The 15,256-nt window shown below is 73.5% G+C and carries 16 protein-coding genes; 7 read left to right on the top strand and 9 right to left on the bottom strand.

The window, feature by feature from the left end; genetic code table 11:
- Positions 1 to 19 precede the first annotated feature (19 nt).
- On the bottom strand, positions 20 to 1,009 hold the full coding sequence (locus ACVW07_RS00855) for a UDP-glucuronic acid decarboxylase family protein (RefSeq protein ID WP_456817406.1): 990 nt from the start codon (positions 1,007 to 1,009) through the stop codon (positions 20 to 22).
- A 280-nt stretch (positions 1,010 to 1,289) separates the two neighbouring features.
- Here ACVW07_RS00855 and ACVW07_RS00850 point away from each other — a divergent pair, with 280 nt between their 5' ends.
- Positions 1,290 to 1,592 carry an acyl carrier protein gene (locus ACVW07_RS00850; protein ID WP_456817405.1) on the top strand — a complete coding sequence of 101 codons (303 nt, stop codon included), beginning with the start codon at positions 1,290 to 1,292 and terminating at the stop codon, positions 1,590 to 1,592.
- A gap of 42 nt (positions 1,593 to 1,634) precedes the next feature.
- On the opposite strand, the gene ACVW07_RS00845 is transcribed toward ACVW07_RS00850, so the two are convergent.
- Entirely contained in the window at positions 1,635 to 2,147 is a 513-nt protein-coding gene (locus ACVW07_RS00845; protein ID WP_456817404.1) for a metallophosphoesterase family protein, read from the bottom strand.
- Positions 2,148 to 2,269: 122 nt separating this feature from the next.
- Between ACVW07_RS00845 and ACVW07_RS00840 the strand changes: the two genes are divergently transcribed.
- Complete coding sequence (locus ACVW07_RS00840) at positions 2,270 to 3,109, top strand: SDR family NAD(P)-dependent oxidoreductase (RefSeq protein ID WP_456817403.1); 840 nt, start codon at positions 2,270 to 2,272, stop codon at positions 3,107 to 3,109.
- Complete coding sequence (locus ACVW07_RS00835) at positions 3,093 to 3,743, top strand: DUF2231 domain-containing protein (RefSeq protein ID WP_456817402.1); 651 nt, start codon at positions 3,093 to 3,095, stop codon at positions 3,741 to 3,743. The genes ACVW07_RS00840 and ACVW07_RS00835 overlap by 17 nt, the downstream gene beginning before the upstream one ends.
- Positions 3,744 to 3,838: 95 nt before the next feature.
- Here the strand turns inward: ACVW07_RS00835 and ACVW07_RS00830 are convergent, their stop codons facing one another.
- The 5 genes from ACVW07_RS00830 to ACVW07_RS00810 form a co-directional block, all read right to left on the bottom strand.
- Positions 3,839 to 4,459, bottom strand: a complete 621-nt coding sequence (locus ACVW07_RS00830) for a hypothetical protein (RefSeq protein ID WP_456817401.1) — start codon at positions 4,457 to 4,459, stop codon at positions 3,839 to 3,841.
- Complete coding sequence (locus ACVW07_RS00825; protein WP_456817400.1) at positions 4,456 to 6,936, bottom strand: molybdopterin oxidoreductase family protein; 2,481 nt, start codon at positions 6,934 to 6,936, stop codon at positions 4,456 to 4,458. The genes ACVW07_RS00830 and ACVW07_RS00825 overlap by 4 nt, the downstream gene beginning before the upstream one ends.
- Entirely contained in the window at positions 6,936 to 7,793 is an 858-nt protein-coding gene (locus ACVW07_RS00820) for a glucose 1-dehydrogenase (protein WP_456817399.1), read from the bottom strand. The genes ACVW07_RS00825 and ACVW07_RS00820 overlap by 1 nt, the downstream gene beginning before the upstream one ends.
- A 114-nt stretch (positions 7,794 to 7,907) precedes the next feature.
- Positions 7,908 to 8,606: a GAF and ANTAR domain-containing protein gene (locus ACVW07_RS00815; RefSeq protein ID WP_456817398.1), complete on the bottom strand. Its 699-nt coding sequence runs from the start codon at positions 8,604 to 8,606 to the stop codon at positions 7,908 to 7,910.
- Positions 8,603 to 9,349, bottom strand: a complete 747-nt coding sequence (locus tag ACVW07_RS00810; RefSeq protein ID WP_456817397.1) for a GAF and ANTAR domain-containing protein — start codon at positions 9,347 to 9,349, stop codon at positions 8,603 to 8,605. Before ACVW07_RS00810 ends, ACVW07_RS00815 begins: the two co-directional genes overlap by 4 nt.
- A gap of 249 nt (positions 9,350 to 9,598) precedes the next feature.
- Here ACVW07_RS00810 and ACVW07_RS00805 point away from each other — a divergent pair, with 249 nt between their 5' ends.
- Complete coding sequence (locus tag ACVW07_RS00805; RefSeq protein ID WP_456817396.1) at positions 9,599 to 10,558, top strand: ANTAR domain-containing protein; 960 nt, start codon at positions 9,599 to 9,601, stop codon at positions 10,556 to 10,558.
- A gap of 43 nt (positions 10,559 to 10,601) precedes the next feature.
- On the opposite strand, the gene ACVW07_RS00800 is transcribed toward ACVW07_RS00805, so the two are convergent.
- Positions 10,602 to 11,261 carry an ANTAR domain-containing protein gene (locus ACVW07_RS00800; protein ID WP_456817395.1) on the bottom strand — a complete coding sequence of 220 codons (660 nt, stop codon included), beginning with the start codon at positions 11,259 to 11,261 and terminating at the stop codon, positions 10,602 to 10,604.
- A 214-nt stretch (positions 11,262 to 11,475) separates the two neighbouring features.
- Between ACVW07_RS00800 and ACVW07_RS00795 the strand changes: the two genes are divergently transcribed.
- Positions 11,476 to 12,579, top strand: coding sequence for a hypothetical protein (locus ACVW07_RS00795; protein WP_456817394.1), 1,104 nt, complete (start codon positions 11,476 to 11,478; stop codon positions 12,577 to 12,579).
- Here the strand turns inward: ACVW07_RS00795 and ACVW07_RS00790 are convergent.
- A complete protein-coding gene (locus ACVW07_RS00790) occupies positions 12,483 to 13,034 on the bottom strand; it encodes an SRPBCC family protein (protein ID WP_456817393.1) in 552 nt (183 codons plus the stop codon). The genes ACVW07_RS00795 and ACVW07_RS00790 overlap by 97 nt on opposite strands.
- Positions 13,035 to 13,266: 232 nt before the next feature.
- Between ACVW07_RS00790 and ACVW07_RS00785 the strand changes: the two genes are divergently transcribed.
- Positions 13,267 to 14,244 carry a carbohydrate ABC transporter permease gene (locus tag ACVW07_RS00785; RefSeq protein WP_456817392.1) on the top strand — a complete coding sequence of 326 codons (978 nt, stop codon included), beginning with the start codon at positions 13,267 to 13,269 and terminating at the stop codon, positions 14,242 to 14,244.
- Positions 14,244 to 15,188: a carbohydrate ABC transporter permease gene (locus tag ACVW07_RS00780; protein WP_456817391.1), complete on the top strand. Its 945-nt coding sequence runs from the start codon at positions 14,244 to 14,246 to the stop codon at positions 15,186 to 15,188. The genes ACVW07_RS00785 and ACVW07_RS00780 overlap by 1 nt, the downstream gene beginning before the upstream one ends.
- Positions 15,189 to 15,256: the final 68 nt, after the last annotated feature.

Genomic DNA, 15,256 nt, shown 5'->3' with positions numbered 1-15,256 from the left:
CCCGGGCCGGACCAGCGGCTCAGGCGGGCACGCTCGCGGCCTGTGCGAACCACCGCACCGTGCGGCCGAGGCCTTCCTCCCAGGGCACCTCAGGCACCCAGCCGAGCTCGCGCCGCGCCAGCGCGGTGTCCGGGCGACGGACCTCGGGGTCGTCGACCGGGCGGGGCACGAGGTCGATCCGCGATCGCGACCCGGTCGCCTCGACCACGTCCTGGGCGATCCGCAGCACCGTGAGCTCCGTCGGGTTGCCGATGTTCATCGGTCCGGGGTGCCCGCTCGCGGCGAGCCCGAGGATGCCCCGGACGAGGTCGTCGACATAGCAGACGGACCGGGTCTGGCTGCCGTCGCCGGCCACCGTGACGGGTTCGCCGGCGAGCGCCTGACGGACGAACGTGGGGATCGCCCGGCCGTCGTGAGGGCGCATCCGGGGCCCGTAGGTGTTGAAGATCCGGACGATCGCCGTGTCCACGCCGTGCGCGGTGCGGTAGGCCGTGGTCAGCGCCTCGCCGTACCGCTTCGCCTCGTCGTACACGCCTCGTGGCCCGACCGGGTTCACGTGACCCCAGTACTCCTCCGGCTGGGGGTGCACCTGCGGGTCGCCGTACACCTCGGAGGTCGACGCCAGCACGAAGCGGGCACCCTTGTCCTTGGCGAGGCCGAGCGCGTGCAGCGTGCCGATCGACCCGACCTTGAGGGTCTCGATGGGCAGCTGCAGGTAGTCGACCGGCGAGGCCGGCGACGCGAAGTGCAGGACGAGGTCGACGGGACCTGGCACGTGCACGAAGTCGGTGATGTCGCACCGCGCCAGGCGGAACGTGGGCTCGTCGAGCAGATGCGCGACGTTCGACGGAGCCCCGGTGAGGAAGCTGTCGAGACACACCACCTCGGCACCGCGCGCGACGAGCTCGGTGCACAGATGGCTGCCGAGGAATCCTGCGCCGCCGGTGACGACGACGCGCCCCCGGGTGGGGTCGGCCTGGCCGGCGCGGTCGTGCATGAAGGGGGTCATCGGCGGTCCCTGGCTGTGCGGTCCTCCGCGTCGCCGGCCGCCTTCTGCACCGACACCGTGCTCGTGCTCGTGCTCTCGTGCCCTCGCGCCGCCGTGTTCGGACAGCGGCGGTGCGGCACCCCTTTCCTACCCCCGGCCCGCCGCTCCCGCGCGTCGAGCCGGGCCCCGGCCGTGCAGCGGTTGCGGGGCCCGGGCCGCGGGTTAGCGTGAAATCCGGTCAAGGAACGGCTGGCAGGGACACGCCGGCTGACGACCCGGCGTCGTCGTCGAGGAGAGCACGATGGCAACTGGAGAGACCGGGTTCGATGACGTCACGTTTGACCTCATCTCCCTGCAGTACCACTCGCTGAAGGCGGGCCACGACTACGGCCAGTACGTCCGGGACGCCCGCAACGCCGGCAAGGACGACATCGCCTCGTTCTTCGAGCAGGTCATGAGCGAGGACTCGCGGCGCGCGCAGCAGTGCCACGAGTACCTCTCCGAGCTCACGCAGCACGGCACGTCCGCCACGTCGCCGCAGCGCGACACCGAGTCCGCCTCCCAGGGGACGGGCGCGCTGCAGGACGCCTCCCGCTCGGAGTGAGCTCCGCACGCCGGATGCGGGGGCGGTGGGCGCGGACGACGCTCACCGCCCCTGTCGTGCGACGGGGTGCAGCGTCACGCCGACGAGCGTCCCGTCCTCGACGGCGGCGGTCATGAACGTGGCGGTCGGCTGGCGTCGGCGGTCCGTCGGCGAGCCGGGGTTGAGCATCCGCAGGCCGGCCGGCGTGACGCTGTCCCACGGGATGTGGCTGTGCCCGAAGACGAGGACGTCCAGGCCGGGGTGCTGCTCGTCGGCGCGCCGTTCGCGCCCCTGGGCGGGGCCCGTCTCGTGCACCACGCCGAGCCGGAGCCCGGCGAGATCCGCGTGCGCGACCTCCGGGAGGCGGGCGCGCAGAGCGGGGCCGTCGTTGTTCCCGACGCAGGCCACGAGCCGCGCCGACCTGGCCTCCAGCGCGTCCAGCAGGTCCTCCGAGACCCAGTCGCCGGCGTGGACGACCACGTCCGCCGAGTCGACGGCGGCCCACACGGGCCCGGGCAGGTCCCGTGCCCGCGTCGGCAGGTGGGTGTCCGCCAGCAGGAGCAGTCGCAGGTGCATGCCCCCATCCTGAACGGGCGCGGCGTGGCAGGGCCGTCGACGTGCGGGCCGGCGAGCGTCTGCCTACGGTCGGGTGAGGCGTGAGGCAGGCGGCGCCGCCGGGCAACCCACCGGAGGAGCTCATGACCGCCGACACGTCCACCCGCCCGCTCGCCGTCGTCACGGGTGCCTCGAGCGGCATCGGCCGCGCGATGGCCGACACGTTCGCGCAGCACGGGTTCGACGTCCTGCTCACCGCCGAGGACGACGACGTCCACCGCGCCGCCTCCGAGGTCGGCGGGCAGGGCGTCGCCGCCGTCGCCGTGCAGGCGGACCTCACCACACCGGCAGGCGTCGACCGGCTCGTCGAGGCGGTGGCGGGCACCGGCCGGCCCGTCGAGGCGCTCGCGCTCAACGCGGGCGTCGGGCAGGGCGGCGCGTTCCTGGACACCCCGCTCGACGGCGACCTCGAGGTCATCGCGCTCGACGTCGTCGCGCCGGTGCGTCTGGCCAAGGCGCTGGTGCCGACCATGGTGGCCAGGGGCCAGGGACGCGTGCTGTTCACCGCCTCGACCGCAAGCCTCATGCCGGGGCCCTACTACGCCACGTACGCGGCGTCGAAGTCGTTCGTGCTGTCGTTCAGCGAGGCTCTGCGGCACGAGCTGAGGAAGACCGGCGTGACGGTCACCGCCCTGCTCCCCGGCCCCACCGACACCGAGTTCTTCGAACGTGCCGACATGACCGACACCCGGGTGGGCCAGGGGCCCAAGGACGACCCGGCCAAGGTGGCGACAGAGGCCGTCGAGGCGTTGCTGGCGGGCAAGGACAAGATCGAGGTGCACAGCCTGAAGGTCCGCAGCCAGACCGCAGCGGCGGCCGTGCTGCCCGACCGCGCCAAGGCCGCCGTGCACGCGTCCTTCACCAAGCCCCGCAGCACCTCGGGCACGGACACCGCCGGAGGTCCCGGTGACGACGACCGCTGACGCAGCACCCGACGTGCCGCTCCCCCGTCGGCTCGCCGCGGCGGCGGAGACCGACGCCACCCTCGGTCGCGCCGCCGACCGGCTGCGTCCGCTCGTCCGTCGGCTCGTCGGCACGTCCGGCCGACGCGCGCTGCTGCGTGGCGCTCCCCTGGGGCACGCAGCGCACCCGCTGCTCACCGACGTGCCCATCGGGCTCTGGCTGAGCGCCACCACCCTCGACGTGGTCGGGCCGCCGGCGTCGCACGCGGCCGCCGACCGGCTGCTCGGCACGGGGGTCCTCGCGGCGATCCCGACGGCCCTGACGGGCTGGGCGGACTGGGACCGGTCCGGCGAACGGGTGCAGCGCGTCGGCACGGTGCACGCCGCCCTCAACGCAGCGGCGGTGCTGACCTTCGGGACGTCGTGGCTGCTGCGCCGCCGCGGCCACCGAACGGCGGGCGTCGCACTCTCGCTGGCGGCGACCGCCGGCGTGCTCGTGAGCGGCTACCTCGGCGGCCACATGACGCTCGTGCTGAAGGCACCGCCGGACGACCGGTCCACCGAGCCGGACGTGGCCGCGCACGACACCGCCACGGAGGTGGCCGGGGCCGCGTCCGCACCGGCGGCGGGTGCGCGACCCGCCGCCGGTGCGTGAGCGGGGGCGCCCGGCCACCAGTCAGGACGTCCCGCTGGTCACCAGCGGGACGTCCTGATGCCCCCGGGAGCGCGTGACGGGCTCGACGGCTGCGGTCACGCGTGGATGATCGGCCCGTGCGCGTCCGGGTCGGCCGGGTCGCGCGTGGCGGGCGGCGAGTCCGCGGGCTCGTCGTGCGGGAGCCCGTCGAGCTCCTCCGGCAGCTCCGGCACGTCGTCCGGGCTCGGGTCCTTCCTGTCCATCGTCGTTCCTCCTTCGATCTCCGGTGGTGCTAAGTCGAGAGCGCCTTGGGCCGCCGACTCGCGGAGCTTGGCGCGCAGCCAGGTCACCTGCTGCTCGGTGTGCGGCGCACCTGCCTCGACCAGCGCGGCGAGGGCGTCGTCCCGCGACGCCAGGGCGACCTGCCGCAGGACGTCCCAGTCGGCGCCGACCCCGGACGCCGTGACGTAGGCGTCGCGCAGGTCGGCGAGCAGCGGCGGGCGCGGGTCGTCGGAGGCGACCGCGGAGCGCGGAACGGCAGGCAGTGGTGAGCGGTCCCCGCGCGCACCGGCGACCCGCGTGAGGTCCGCCACGTGCTCCCGCGACCGTCCCGCGAGATCGCGGGCCACGACGGCGACGTCCGCGTCGTCGGGGTGCCGCGCCGCGAGGTCGTCGAGGGCGGCGGCGAGGACGCGCTCGCCGGCGGCCAGCGCGGCCAGTGCCAGGTCGGTCCTCACCGGACGACCACCTCCTCGGGGCGCACCTCGGACTCCTCGTCGGCCTCGGCGTCGGGACCGCCGCGCGTCGGCGGGACGCCTCCTGTCACCGGCGCCGAGGCTGCGGTGGTCGGTGCCGACGACGGCGAGCCACCGCCCGCCGCGACCTTCCGCAGGCGCGCGGCCCCGGTCTTGAACAGGGGTTGCTTGGACGCGGGGTCCCACTCGGTGCGCGTGAGCTCGTTCGCGGCCCTGCGGTGCCCGTCGGCTGCGCCACCGGCGACGTCGCCGGACGTGGCGTCGTCGCCGTCCCAGTACCCGTAGTGGAACGGCAGGAACACCACACCCGGCCGGATGCCGGTGACCCTGACCTGCGCCCGCACGCTGCCCCGCGGCGTGGTGACCTCGACGGTGTCCCCCTCGGCGAGCCCCGAGGACCTGGCGTCGGGTGCCGACACCTCGACCCAGACCTCCGGGGCCGCGGCCTGCAGCTGGGGGGCTCGCGCCGTCTTCGTCCTGGTGTGGAAGTGGTACAGCGTCCGGCCGGTGAGCAGGGAGAACGGGTACTCGTCCGTCGGCACCTCGTGGGGCGGGCGGTACTCCACCGCCTTGAGCATCGCCCGGCCGCCGGGGTTCGTGGCCCGGTAGGTGGTCGCGTCCACCGGCGCACCCGTCTCGAGGTCGCGGCCGTAGGTCTCGCACCGGTCAGGGGCCGCCCAGAAGCCACCGTCGACGTAGAGGCGTTCCGTCCCCTCCGGCCGGGCCTCGGTGCAGGGCCACGGGATGCCGCTCGGGCCACGCAGCCGGTCGTAGGTCAGGCCGGTGTAGTCGCACAGCCGTCCCGCGCTGCACCGCTTCCACGCCTCGAATGCCTCCTCCGGCGTGCGCCACGCGACGAGGGGCTCGCCGTCCCGGTCGGTGAGCCGGAGGCGGTCGGCGAGGTCCACGAAGATCTCGAGGTCCGACCGGGCCTGCCCGGGAGGCTCCACGGCCTGCTCGGACAGGTGCACCGTCCGGTCCGCGTTGGTGAACGTGCCGGTCTTCTCGCCCCAGCCCGCCGCCGGCAGGACGACGTCGGCGAGAGCCGCCGTCTCGGTCAGGAACATGTCCTGCACCACGAGGAAGAGCCCCTCGGACGACAGGATCGACCGCACCCGGTCGAGCTCCGGCAGCGAGACGGCGGGGTTGGTGGCCTGCACCCAGAGCAGCCCGATCGACCCCTGCTCGGCGTACCGGAAGATCTGCATCGCGTGCGTGGGCGGCACATGGTGCGGGATCCGGCCGGTCTCGACGTTCCACAGCCGGGCGAGCTCCTCCACGTGCGCCGGGTTCGCCCAGTTCCGGAACCCCGGCAGGTCGCCGTCGGCGCCGCACTCCCGGGTGTTCTGCGCGGTGGGCTGCCCGTTCATCTGGAGCACGCCGCAGCCGGGCCGCCCGAGCATGCCGCGCAGCAGGTGCACGTTGTTGACCTGCACGGACGCCGCCGTCGCCTGGTGCGACTGGTAGAAGCCCTGCAGCACGGTGGACGTGAGGCGCGACGCCGTGCCGAGCAGCCCGGCCGCCTCCCGCAGCGCACCGACGTCGACGTCGCAGATCTGCGCGACCCGCTCCGGCGGGTACGCGGACACGGTGGCGGCCAGGTCCTCGAACCCCCGGGTGTGCGTCGCCACGTACTCGCGGTCCACCCAGCCGTGCGCGACGAGCTCGTGCAGCAGGCCGTTCATCAGCGCGAGGTTGGTGCCCGGCCGGGGAGCCAGATGGACGGTGGCGGCCCGCGCGACCGGCGTCGGGCGCGGGTCCAGGCAGACGAGGGCGGGCGGCCGGGCACCCGCGAGCCGGTCGAGCATGCGGCTCCACAGCACGGTCTGGGTCTCGGCGACGTTGTGCCCGTACAGCGCCAGGACGTCCGCGTGGTCGATGTCGGCGTACGAGCCGGGCTGGCCGTCGGAGCCGAACGACTGCTTGAGGGCCTCCGCCGCGGTCGCGGTGCACAGCCGGGTGTTCCCGTCGAGGTGCGGCGTGCCGATGCCGGCCCGGGCGAGCACGGCGAGCGTGTAGTACTCCTCGAGGAAGAGCTGGCCCGAGGTGTAGAACCCGACGCTGCTCGGTCCGCGCTCGTCGAGCAGGTGCTGCATCCGCCCGACCGCACGCCCCATCGCCTCGTCCCACGACGCCTCGACGAGCCGGCCCCCGTCCCGCACGAGCGGCCGCCGGAGCCGGTCGGGCGAGCCGTTCGCCTGCCACCCGAACAGGTCCTTGGGGCCGAGCCGTCCGTGGTTGACCCGGTCGTCGGCGCGCCCGCGGACGCCGACGATCCGCCCGCCGCCCACCGCGATGTCGAGCCCGTCACCGTTGGAGTGCAGCACCGACGCGCTGCGCACCCACCGGTCGACCTCCGCACCCGGCTCGACGAACGTGTCGACACGCACCGGCCAGCGCTCACCCGGGCCGTAGGGGGTCCTTGTCCCCCACGGCTGCGCGATCCGGTCGGTGCGCATCAGAACACCGGCTTGCCGCCGGTGACGCCGAGCACCGTGCCGGACACGTACGACGCGGTGGACTCGGCGGCGAGGAACACGAAGGCCGGCGCCACCTCGGCCGGCTGGCCCGCCCGGCCGAGCGGCGTGTCGGCGCCGAAGTGCTCGATCTTCTCGGTGGGCTGCGTCGCGGGCTGCAGCGGTGTCCAGATGGGTCCGGGCGCCACGGCGTTGACCCGGATGCCGCGAGGTCCCAGCTCCGCGGCGAGGTTCACGGTGACGTTGTTGATCGCGGCCTTCGTGGACGCGTAGTCGAGCAGCGACGTGGAGGGCTGGTACGCCTGGATCGACGAGGTGTTGATGATCGCTCCGCCCACCCCGAGGTGCTCGAGAGCTTCCTGCGTGACCCAGAACAGCGCGTACAGGTTCGTCTTGATCGTCCGGTCGAGGTCCTCGGTGGTGACCTCCGCCATCGACCCGCGGCGTGCCCACTGGAAGCCGGCGTTGTTCACGAGGACGTCGAGCCCGCCGAGCTCGGCGACGGCGCGGGTCACGGCAGCGCGCGCCTCGTCCTCCTGGGTCAGGTCGGCGGGCACCTGGATGCAGCGGCGCCCCGCGCGCTCGACCCACTCGGCGGTCTCGTCCGCGTCGGCCTTCTCCTCGGGGAGGAACACGATCGCGACGTCGGCCCCCTCACGCGCGAACGCGATGGCGACGGCGCGCCCGATCCCGGAGTCCCCGCCGGTGACGAGCGCGCGGCGGCCCTCGAGCAACCCCGTGCCCTCATAGCTCGACTCGCCGTGGTCGGGCGTGGGGGTCATCGGGTCCGTCAGGCCGGGGGGCTGCTGCTGCTGGGCGGGGAGCTCGGGCTCGGGCATGGCGCACTCCTGCGGAGAGGCCGGGAGCGGTCACCGCCCCCGGAGGCCGCCGACTCCTTCAGCCCGTCGAGCCTCTCACCGACCTCGGGACGCTTCCACCGCAGCCCTCGGGGCTCACCGCTGCTGGGCGGCGTGGACGATCTGCTCCGCGGTCGCGGCGAGGCTCGACCCGTCCGAGGACGACCGCCGCAGCAGCTCCGCGTACGCCTGCGCCATGTCGACATCCAGCTGGACCGCGAGCACTCCCTTGGCCCGCTCGACGACGACGCGCCCTGCGAGGGCCTCGGTCACCCGCCTCCCGAGCTCGTCGTCGGCGAGGGCCGTCGGCTGGACGATCGCCAGGGTCGCGAAGTTTGCGAGGCTCTGTCCCAGTGCGACGGCCGACGGACTCAGCTCGTCCGCCCCCGCGGAGAACACGTTCAGACCGCCGACGACGTGGTCTCGCCAGTGCATCGGGAAGGCGTACACCGCCAGGAAGCCGGCGTCGACGACCGCCCGACCGACCTTGCCCCACCGCTCGGCGATCTCGTCCGCACCGTGCGCACTGACCAGGGTGCCGGTACGGATCACGTCGACGCACGGCCCTTCGAGGCGTTGGGACTGGTACAGCTCGAGCTCGGCGGCCCGGTGCGAGGTGGCACTGAGCAGCTCCAGCCCGCCGTCCTCGGACCGCACCAGCAGTGCCACGGCGTCGGCGGGGAGCACCTCGGCCGCGTCACTGACGAGCCGGGCGAGCAGCCCGGTGGTCTCGTGGTCGGCCACCAGGGCGCTGGCGACGTCCGCGAGCACCTGTGCCGACGTTCGTGCACTCATCGGTCACCGTTTCCCATGCTGTCGTCGGCGGCGCCCGTGTCGTGGTGGCCGCCGGAGGTGCTGTTCGTGAAGGTGAGGGTGCGGTCGACGACCGCGCGTGCGATCTCGTCGAGCGTCGTGGCCTCGGCGTACGCGTGGGCCCGGAGGATGGCGAGCGCGTCGTCGGGGGCGATGGCGAGCTGCGCGACGACCATCCCGGTCGCCTGGTGGACCCGCGCCCGGTCGGTCCAGGCGCCGAACGGCACCATGCCGTCGTGCGCGCGGTCGTCGAGCAGGGCCGCCCCCACGGCGTCGGCGAGGAACTGGGCGTCGTCGGAGCCCTGAGCGAGCTCTCCGGCCGACCGGTACAGGGTGAGGACCCCGATCGTCACCCCGCCGGGATGCATGGGGATCGCCCAGACCGTCACGGGCCCGGCGATGTCCCCGGCCAGTTCGGTGAACATCGGGAACGGGCCCCCCTGCCCGCCGTTCACGTGGGCGACGACCGTCCGTCCCTGGCGGAACGCGTCCTGGCCCGGGCCCTCGCCCAGCACGTCCTGGAGGTCCTCGATGCGGGCGGACGTGCCGTTCGACGTGCTGACGGTGAGCCGCTCGGGACGGGTGGACGACAGCGTGATGGCGCCGCCGTCCGCTCCGAGGATCTCGACGCTCGCCCGGCAGAGCCGCACGGCCAGGGGCTGGTCGGCGGGGCTGCCGGCGACCGCCCGGGCCAGACGCGCGAGGACGGTGGTCCGGTTGTTCACACCGCCTCCTGTCTTCGCGGTGGAACCTCACCACGTCGAAACGTCACTGTTCCATCTTCCACCCGTGCAGGCCTGACGGCTCGTGACGCCGAGCGGAGATGGGCCGGTCGGCGACGCGTCTCGACGCGCGTGACCGCGGTCGTAGGGCTACTGTCGCTGCACGCAGTCCACCGACGATGTCGGCCATCTCTGGGTTCGGACGGGAGCCCAGCAGCAAGGCGCCAGTCGTCGGGCCCCCGGAGTGTCAACATGAGCGCTGCATCGATCCACGCTGGTCGGTTCCGATTCACCACCTCGACGGACAGGTGGTGGTGGTCGGACCAGATGTACACCATCCACGGCATGGACCCGGGCGACGTGGTGCCCACCCGGGACGTGCTCCTCGCCCACGCTGTCCTCGAGGACCGCGGCCGCCTGTCGGCGGCCCTCGACTCCGCGCCGGGCGCCGTCGAGCCGCACACCTGCGAGTACCGCCTGCACGACCTCCAAGGCGTCGAGCACACGGTGCTGCTCACCCTCGCGGTGGAGGGCCCCGGACCGGAGGGCCCGGGGGTCAGCGGCTTCGTCGTCGACCGGACCGCCGCCCTCGACACGACCGTCGCCGAGCGTGTGAACGCGCACCTCAGCGCCGCCCTCGAGTCGCACGCGGTCATCGACCAGGCCAAGGGCGTGCTGATGCTCACCTACGGCGTGGACGGGGACGCCGCGTTCGCGATGCTGCGCTCGAGCTCCCAGGAGCGCAACGTCCGCCTGCGGGCGCTCGCCGAGCGGGTGGTCCACGCTGCGCGGCACGGGCTCGACCCTCAGGTCCGCGAGCGCCTCGACACGCTCGTCGTGTCCGCCCTCGCGGAGGCGGCCACCCCGACGCCGGCGCCGGTGGACGCGGCGCCCCTGCGGGTGCAGGCGGAGAGCCGGGCCGGCGTGGCGGCCCTGCGCGTGGCCGGCCGCGTGGACCTGGCCACCAAGGACGACCTCGGCTCGGTGATCGCACAGACGGTGCAGAGCGCCCGGCACCAGGGTCGTGTGCTCGTCGATGTCCGCGACGTCCGGCCGGTGAGCACCGCCCTGTCGGAGGTCCTGTGTGCGGCGCTGCGGCGGAGCGCCGCACAGGGCGTCACCATGACGATCGTGGGAGGCCATGCCAACCGCGACGCGGGCGAGTCGCGCACGTCCGGGGGCACCCGCGCCGGGAGCGCCGCACGATCCTGAGGCGCCCCCGGTGGTCAGGCGGGCGCGTGAGGCGCCCCCGGGGTCAGGCGGGCGGCAGGCGCAGCTCTCGCAGGACCCGGTGGGCGACCTCGGGGAGCGGCAGGTCGTCCCGTGCGCTCTCGCGCCGCAGCATCGCGAGCGCCTCGGCGGCCGACAGGTTGTGCACGGCCATCGCGGCACCGACCGCACGGTCGATCTCGGCCTGAGCCTGCAGCGCGTCGGCCACGAGGCGTTCCTCGTCCTGCAGCTTCTCGACGCGCAGCGCCCAGGTCAGCACGAGCCCGATCTGCTGCGCGTACACGTCGGTGCGGACGATGCGGTCCGTGTCCCAGGGGTCCACCAGGTCGCTGTACACGTTGAGCGCCACCTCCGCCCGGGGCCCGACGTGCACGGCGAAGGCCGCCGCGGAGCGGAACCCCTCCTCGAGGGCGACGGTCCGCCAGTCGGTCCACCGCTCGTCCGCGGCGATGTCGGGCACGAGCACCACGCCGAGGGTGTCCATGGCGGTCACGCACGGTCCCGAGCGGCGCTCGTACTCGACCTCGTCGCACCGCGCGGCACGGGGCCCGCTGCTCGCCACCCGACGACCTTCGCCGCTGTGCCGCACGGAGATGCTGCACTCGATGTGGGTCCCCAGGTGGTACGCGGCGTGCAGGACGAAGTCCTCCAGCGCGTCCTCGACCGTCTCGCCGAGGTCGAGCACCTCGGCGACCGGGTCTGCGGCTTAATCGCGCATGCGTCCTCCGTCCGGTGGCGGGCGCCGGGTCGGCAGCCGGGCGCTCCGCTGCTCCCATCCTCGCACCGTGGGCGTCGTCAGGACCCTCCGGGCCCTGTGAGGACCCGGCGGGTCCTGCGGCGAGCCGGCCCACGAGGAGCCGACCCACGAACGAGGCGCCTGCGCGCGCGACAATGCCCGCATGGACGAGCGCCCTACGAGCAGCAGGAGGCGTCGGCGGCGCGCTCTGCTCGTGGGCGGCGTTGTCCTTCTCGCCGTCGCCACGGGGACGGCCCTCGTCCGGTCCGGCCCGGACGACACCCCGGGCGCCGGTCCGGAGTGCAACGGGTCCGTCGCCCTCTGCGACCGCACGTACGACCAGGTCGCCTACCCCGCCACCCACAACTCGATGTCGGCCGCCGATGCACCCGGGTGGTACTTCGCGGAGCAGCCCACGGGGATCGTGGGGCAGCTCGACGCGGGGATCCGCGTGTTCCTGGTCGACACCTGGCCCGGGCGGGCGACGCAGCGGCCGGGGCTCGTCACCACCGCCGACCGGGAGCGGCTGCGGGCCCGCGCCGCCGCCGACGAGGAGTGGGGAGCCGACGCCGTCGACGGTGCGCTGCGCCTCACGGACGCGGCAGGCGAGCGTGGCGTCGGGCCGGTCGAGCCGTACCTGTGCCACAACCTGTGCGAGCTCGGCGCGACGAAGCTGGAGCCAGAGCTGCGGCGCGTCGCCGCCTGGCTCGCCGATCACCCACGGGAGGTCGTCACCTTCGTGGTCCAGGACGAGGGCGTCACGCCCACGCAGACGGCCGACGTGCTGGCGCGTGCCGGCCTCCTGCCGTCGGTCTACCAGCCGTCCGCCGGCGGGGCGTGGCCGACGCTTGGTCGCATGGTGTCGTCGGGCCGGCGTCTCGTCGTGCTGATGGAGCACGAGGGCGGTGGCACGCAGTACCCCTGGATGCTGCAGGCGTTCGACTGGGTGCAGGACACCCCGTACTCCTTCGACACCGCCGCCGACTTCAGCTGCGACCTGCTGCGCGGCGCGGCGGACCACCCGCTCCTCCTGGTCAACCACTGGCTGAGCAGCACCGCCACCCGCCGGTCGGACGCCGAGGAGGTGAACGCCGAGGACGTGCTGTGGCCCCGCGTGGAGCGGTGCAGGGCGGAGCGCGGGCAGATGCCGAGCTTCGTCGCCGTGGACTTCTACGACCGCGGTGACCTGTTCGCCGTGGTCGACCGGCTCAACGGGCTGGACGGGTCCTCCGCCGAGGAGGGCACCGAGGGGGCCGACGACGACTGACCGTGGCCCTGACCGCGGCCCTGACCGCGGCCCTCCGCCAGGTACGCGAGCCGGCGCAGGCTCTCCGTGTTGCGGCGGACCAGCACGGCGGTCCGCAGCGCACGCGGCACCAGCGTCCCGGGCCCCCGGACCGCGTCCTCCACCATCCGGACGTCGCACCCGTGCGGCCGGGCCCGAACCTGGATCACGACGCGCGCCTCCCCTGCCGGCCAGCCGCGCGCCTGCAGGTCGATGCCCCTGCGCTCGTCCCAGCCCCGCACGACGGTCACGTCGTCGAGCAGCGCGGGCCACACGCCCACCGAGTGCGCCACCTGCGACCCGGGCGCGGGCCAGTGCTGGTCGACGGACCGGATGCGCGACGTGCCGACGACCCAGCCGGCGTACGTCCAGCCGTCGGCGAGCACGTCGAGCACCGCCTGGGCGGGGCAGTGGAACTCTCGGGACACGGTGGCCATGGCTCCGAAACTAGCGACCGGACGGGGCTCGGCAACCTGGTCGCGGCCCGGTCGCGGCCCGGTCGCGGCCCGGTCGCGACGTGGTCGCGACGTGGTCGCCGTCCGGTTGCGAGGGCCGGGGGGCAGAGTTACGTTCCCCGTCTCGCGGCCCCCGGGTCGCGGCACGGGGGTCGAGACGTGGCCGTCGACGCGCATGCGGCAGCAGAGCAGCTGTCGCGCGGGCGGAGGTGTCATGACGCAGATCGGCGCGGAGCCTGCAGCGGTCGCGGACGCCGCCGCCCAGGTCGCGGCGCCCGCGCCGCAGCGGGCCCGGGTCCGCTTCAACCGCCGGGAGGCCGTCGCCGGCTACCTGTTCATCTCGCCGTGGCTCCTGGGCTTCCTCGTGTTCACGGCGGGCGCGATGATCTACAGCCTCGTCATCTCGTTCAGCCACTACAACCTCGCCACCAACACCGCCCGGCCCGCAGGGCTGTCCAACTACCAGGGCCTCCTGGAGGACCCGCGCGTCGCCACCGCTCTCGGCAACACGCTGTTCTACGCCCTGCTGGCCGTGCCGCTGGAGATCGTCTTCGCGCTGTTCCTCGCGTCGCTGCTCAACGGCATCGGGCGCGGCGCGGGAATGTTCCGGACGCTCTTCTACCTGCCCAAGATGACGCCGGTCGTCGCGACCGCCGCGATCTTCTTCCTGCTGCTCAACGGCAACAGCGGCGCCATCAACGAGGGGCTGCGGGTGTTCGGCGTCGAGGGACCGCAGTGGCTGGTGGACCCGACGTGGATCAAGCCGTCGATCGTGCTCATGCAGCTGTGGGCCGTGAGCGGCACGATGGTCATCTTCCTGGCCGCCCTGAAGAACGTGCCGCGCGAGCTGTACGAGGTGGCGTCCCTCGACGGCGCCGGACCGGTCCGGCGGTTCGTCAGCATCACGCTCCCGATGATCTCCGGCGCGATGTTCTTCAACGTCATCGTGCTCACCATCGCCGCGTTCCAGGTGTTCGACTCCGCGTACCTGCTGTTCTGGCGCGACCAGTCGAACTCCTCCCCCGAGGCGTCGCTGTTCTACGCCGTGTACCTGTTCCAGCAGGCGTTCCGGCAGTTCAACTTCGGGTTCGCGGCCTCGATGGCCTGGCTGTTGTTCGTCATCATCATGGCGGTCACGTTCGTCCAGATGCGGTTCGGGAACCGGCTCGTCCACTACGAAGGTGACCGCTGATGGCCACGCTGCCCGTCGCCGGCCCCCGACCGGGTCCTGCGCTCGTCACCGGTCCGGTCACCGGCCCTGCCGGCGGCGACACCGCGTCGAAGCCGAAGGGCCCGCGCCACCCCGTCGGCCGGGTGGTCCTGTGGGTGCTGCTCGTCGCCTTCGGCCTGCTCTTCCTGTACCCGTTCGCGTGGCTGCTCTCCGCGAGCCTCAAGGGCCGGGGGCAGGTGTTCGACAACTCGCTGTGGCCGAGCGAGGTGCACTGGCAGAACTACGCCGAGGTGTGGCACCAGCTCCCGCTGCTCAGCTGGATGTTCACCAGCGTGTCGATCGCGCTGCTCGCCTCGGTCAGCGTCGCGCTGTCGAGCTCGGTCGTCGCCTTCGGGTTCGCATACTTCCGGTTCCCCGGACGGGGCGTGCTCTTCGGGCTGGTGCTCGCGACGATGATGCTGCCGGGTGCGGTGACGATGATCCCGATCTACCTCATCTGGAAGGAGCTCGGGGCGCTCGGCACGTGGATCCCGCTGTTCGGCGCCAACCTGTTCGGGTCGGCGTTCTACATCTTCCTGCAGCGGCAGTTCTTCCTGGGCCTGCCGCGCGAGCTGTTCGAGGCGGCGCGGATCGACGGGGCGAGCTACTGGAAGATGTTCTGGAAGGTCGCGATGCCGCTGTCGGTCCCGTCGTTCGTCATCGTGCTGCTCTTCGAGTTCCAGGCCAGCTGGAACAACCTCCAGCAGGCGCTGATCTACCTCAACGCCGGCAGCGTGGAGGGCTTCACGGCCCCGCTCGGGATCGCGTACGCGATGACGCGGTACAGCCCGACGGCCGGCGGGCAGGGCGACTACCAGTACGTGATGGTCGCGTCGCTGCTGGTGACGGTGCCGATGCTCGTGCTGTTCGCCTTCGGTCAGCGGTACTTCATCGAGGGCGTCGCGACGACCGGGCGCAAGGGGTAGGAACGCGCGGCCTCGGTGAGCCTGCGCTCCGCGACGGCCGACACCCTCTCGCCCGTCCGCTCCGGCCG

The sequence above is a fragment of the Cellulomonas sp. URHB0016 genome, from assembly GCF_054057935.1.
Note: the sequence above shows the minus strand (reverse complement) of the source record. Positions and strands in the feature narration are given on the sequence as shown.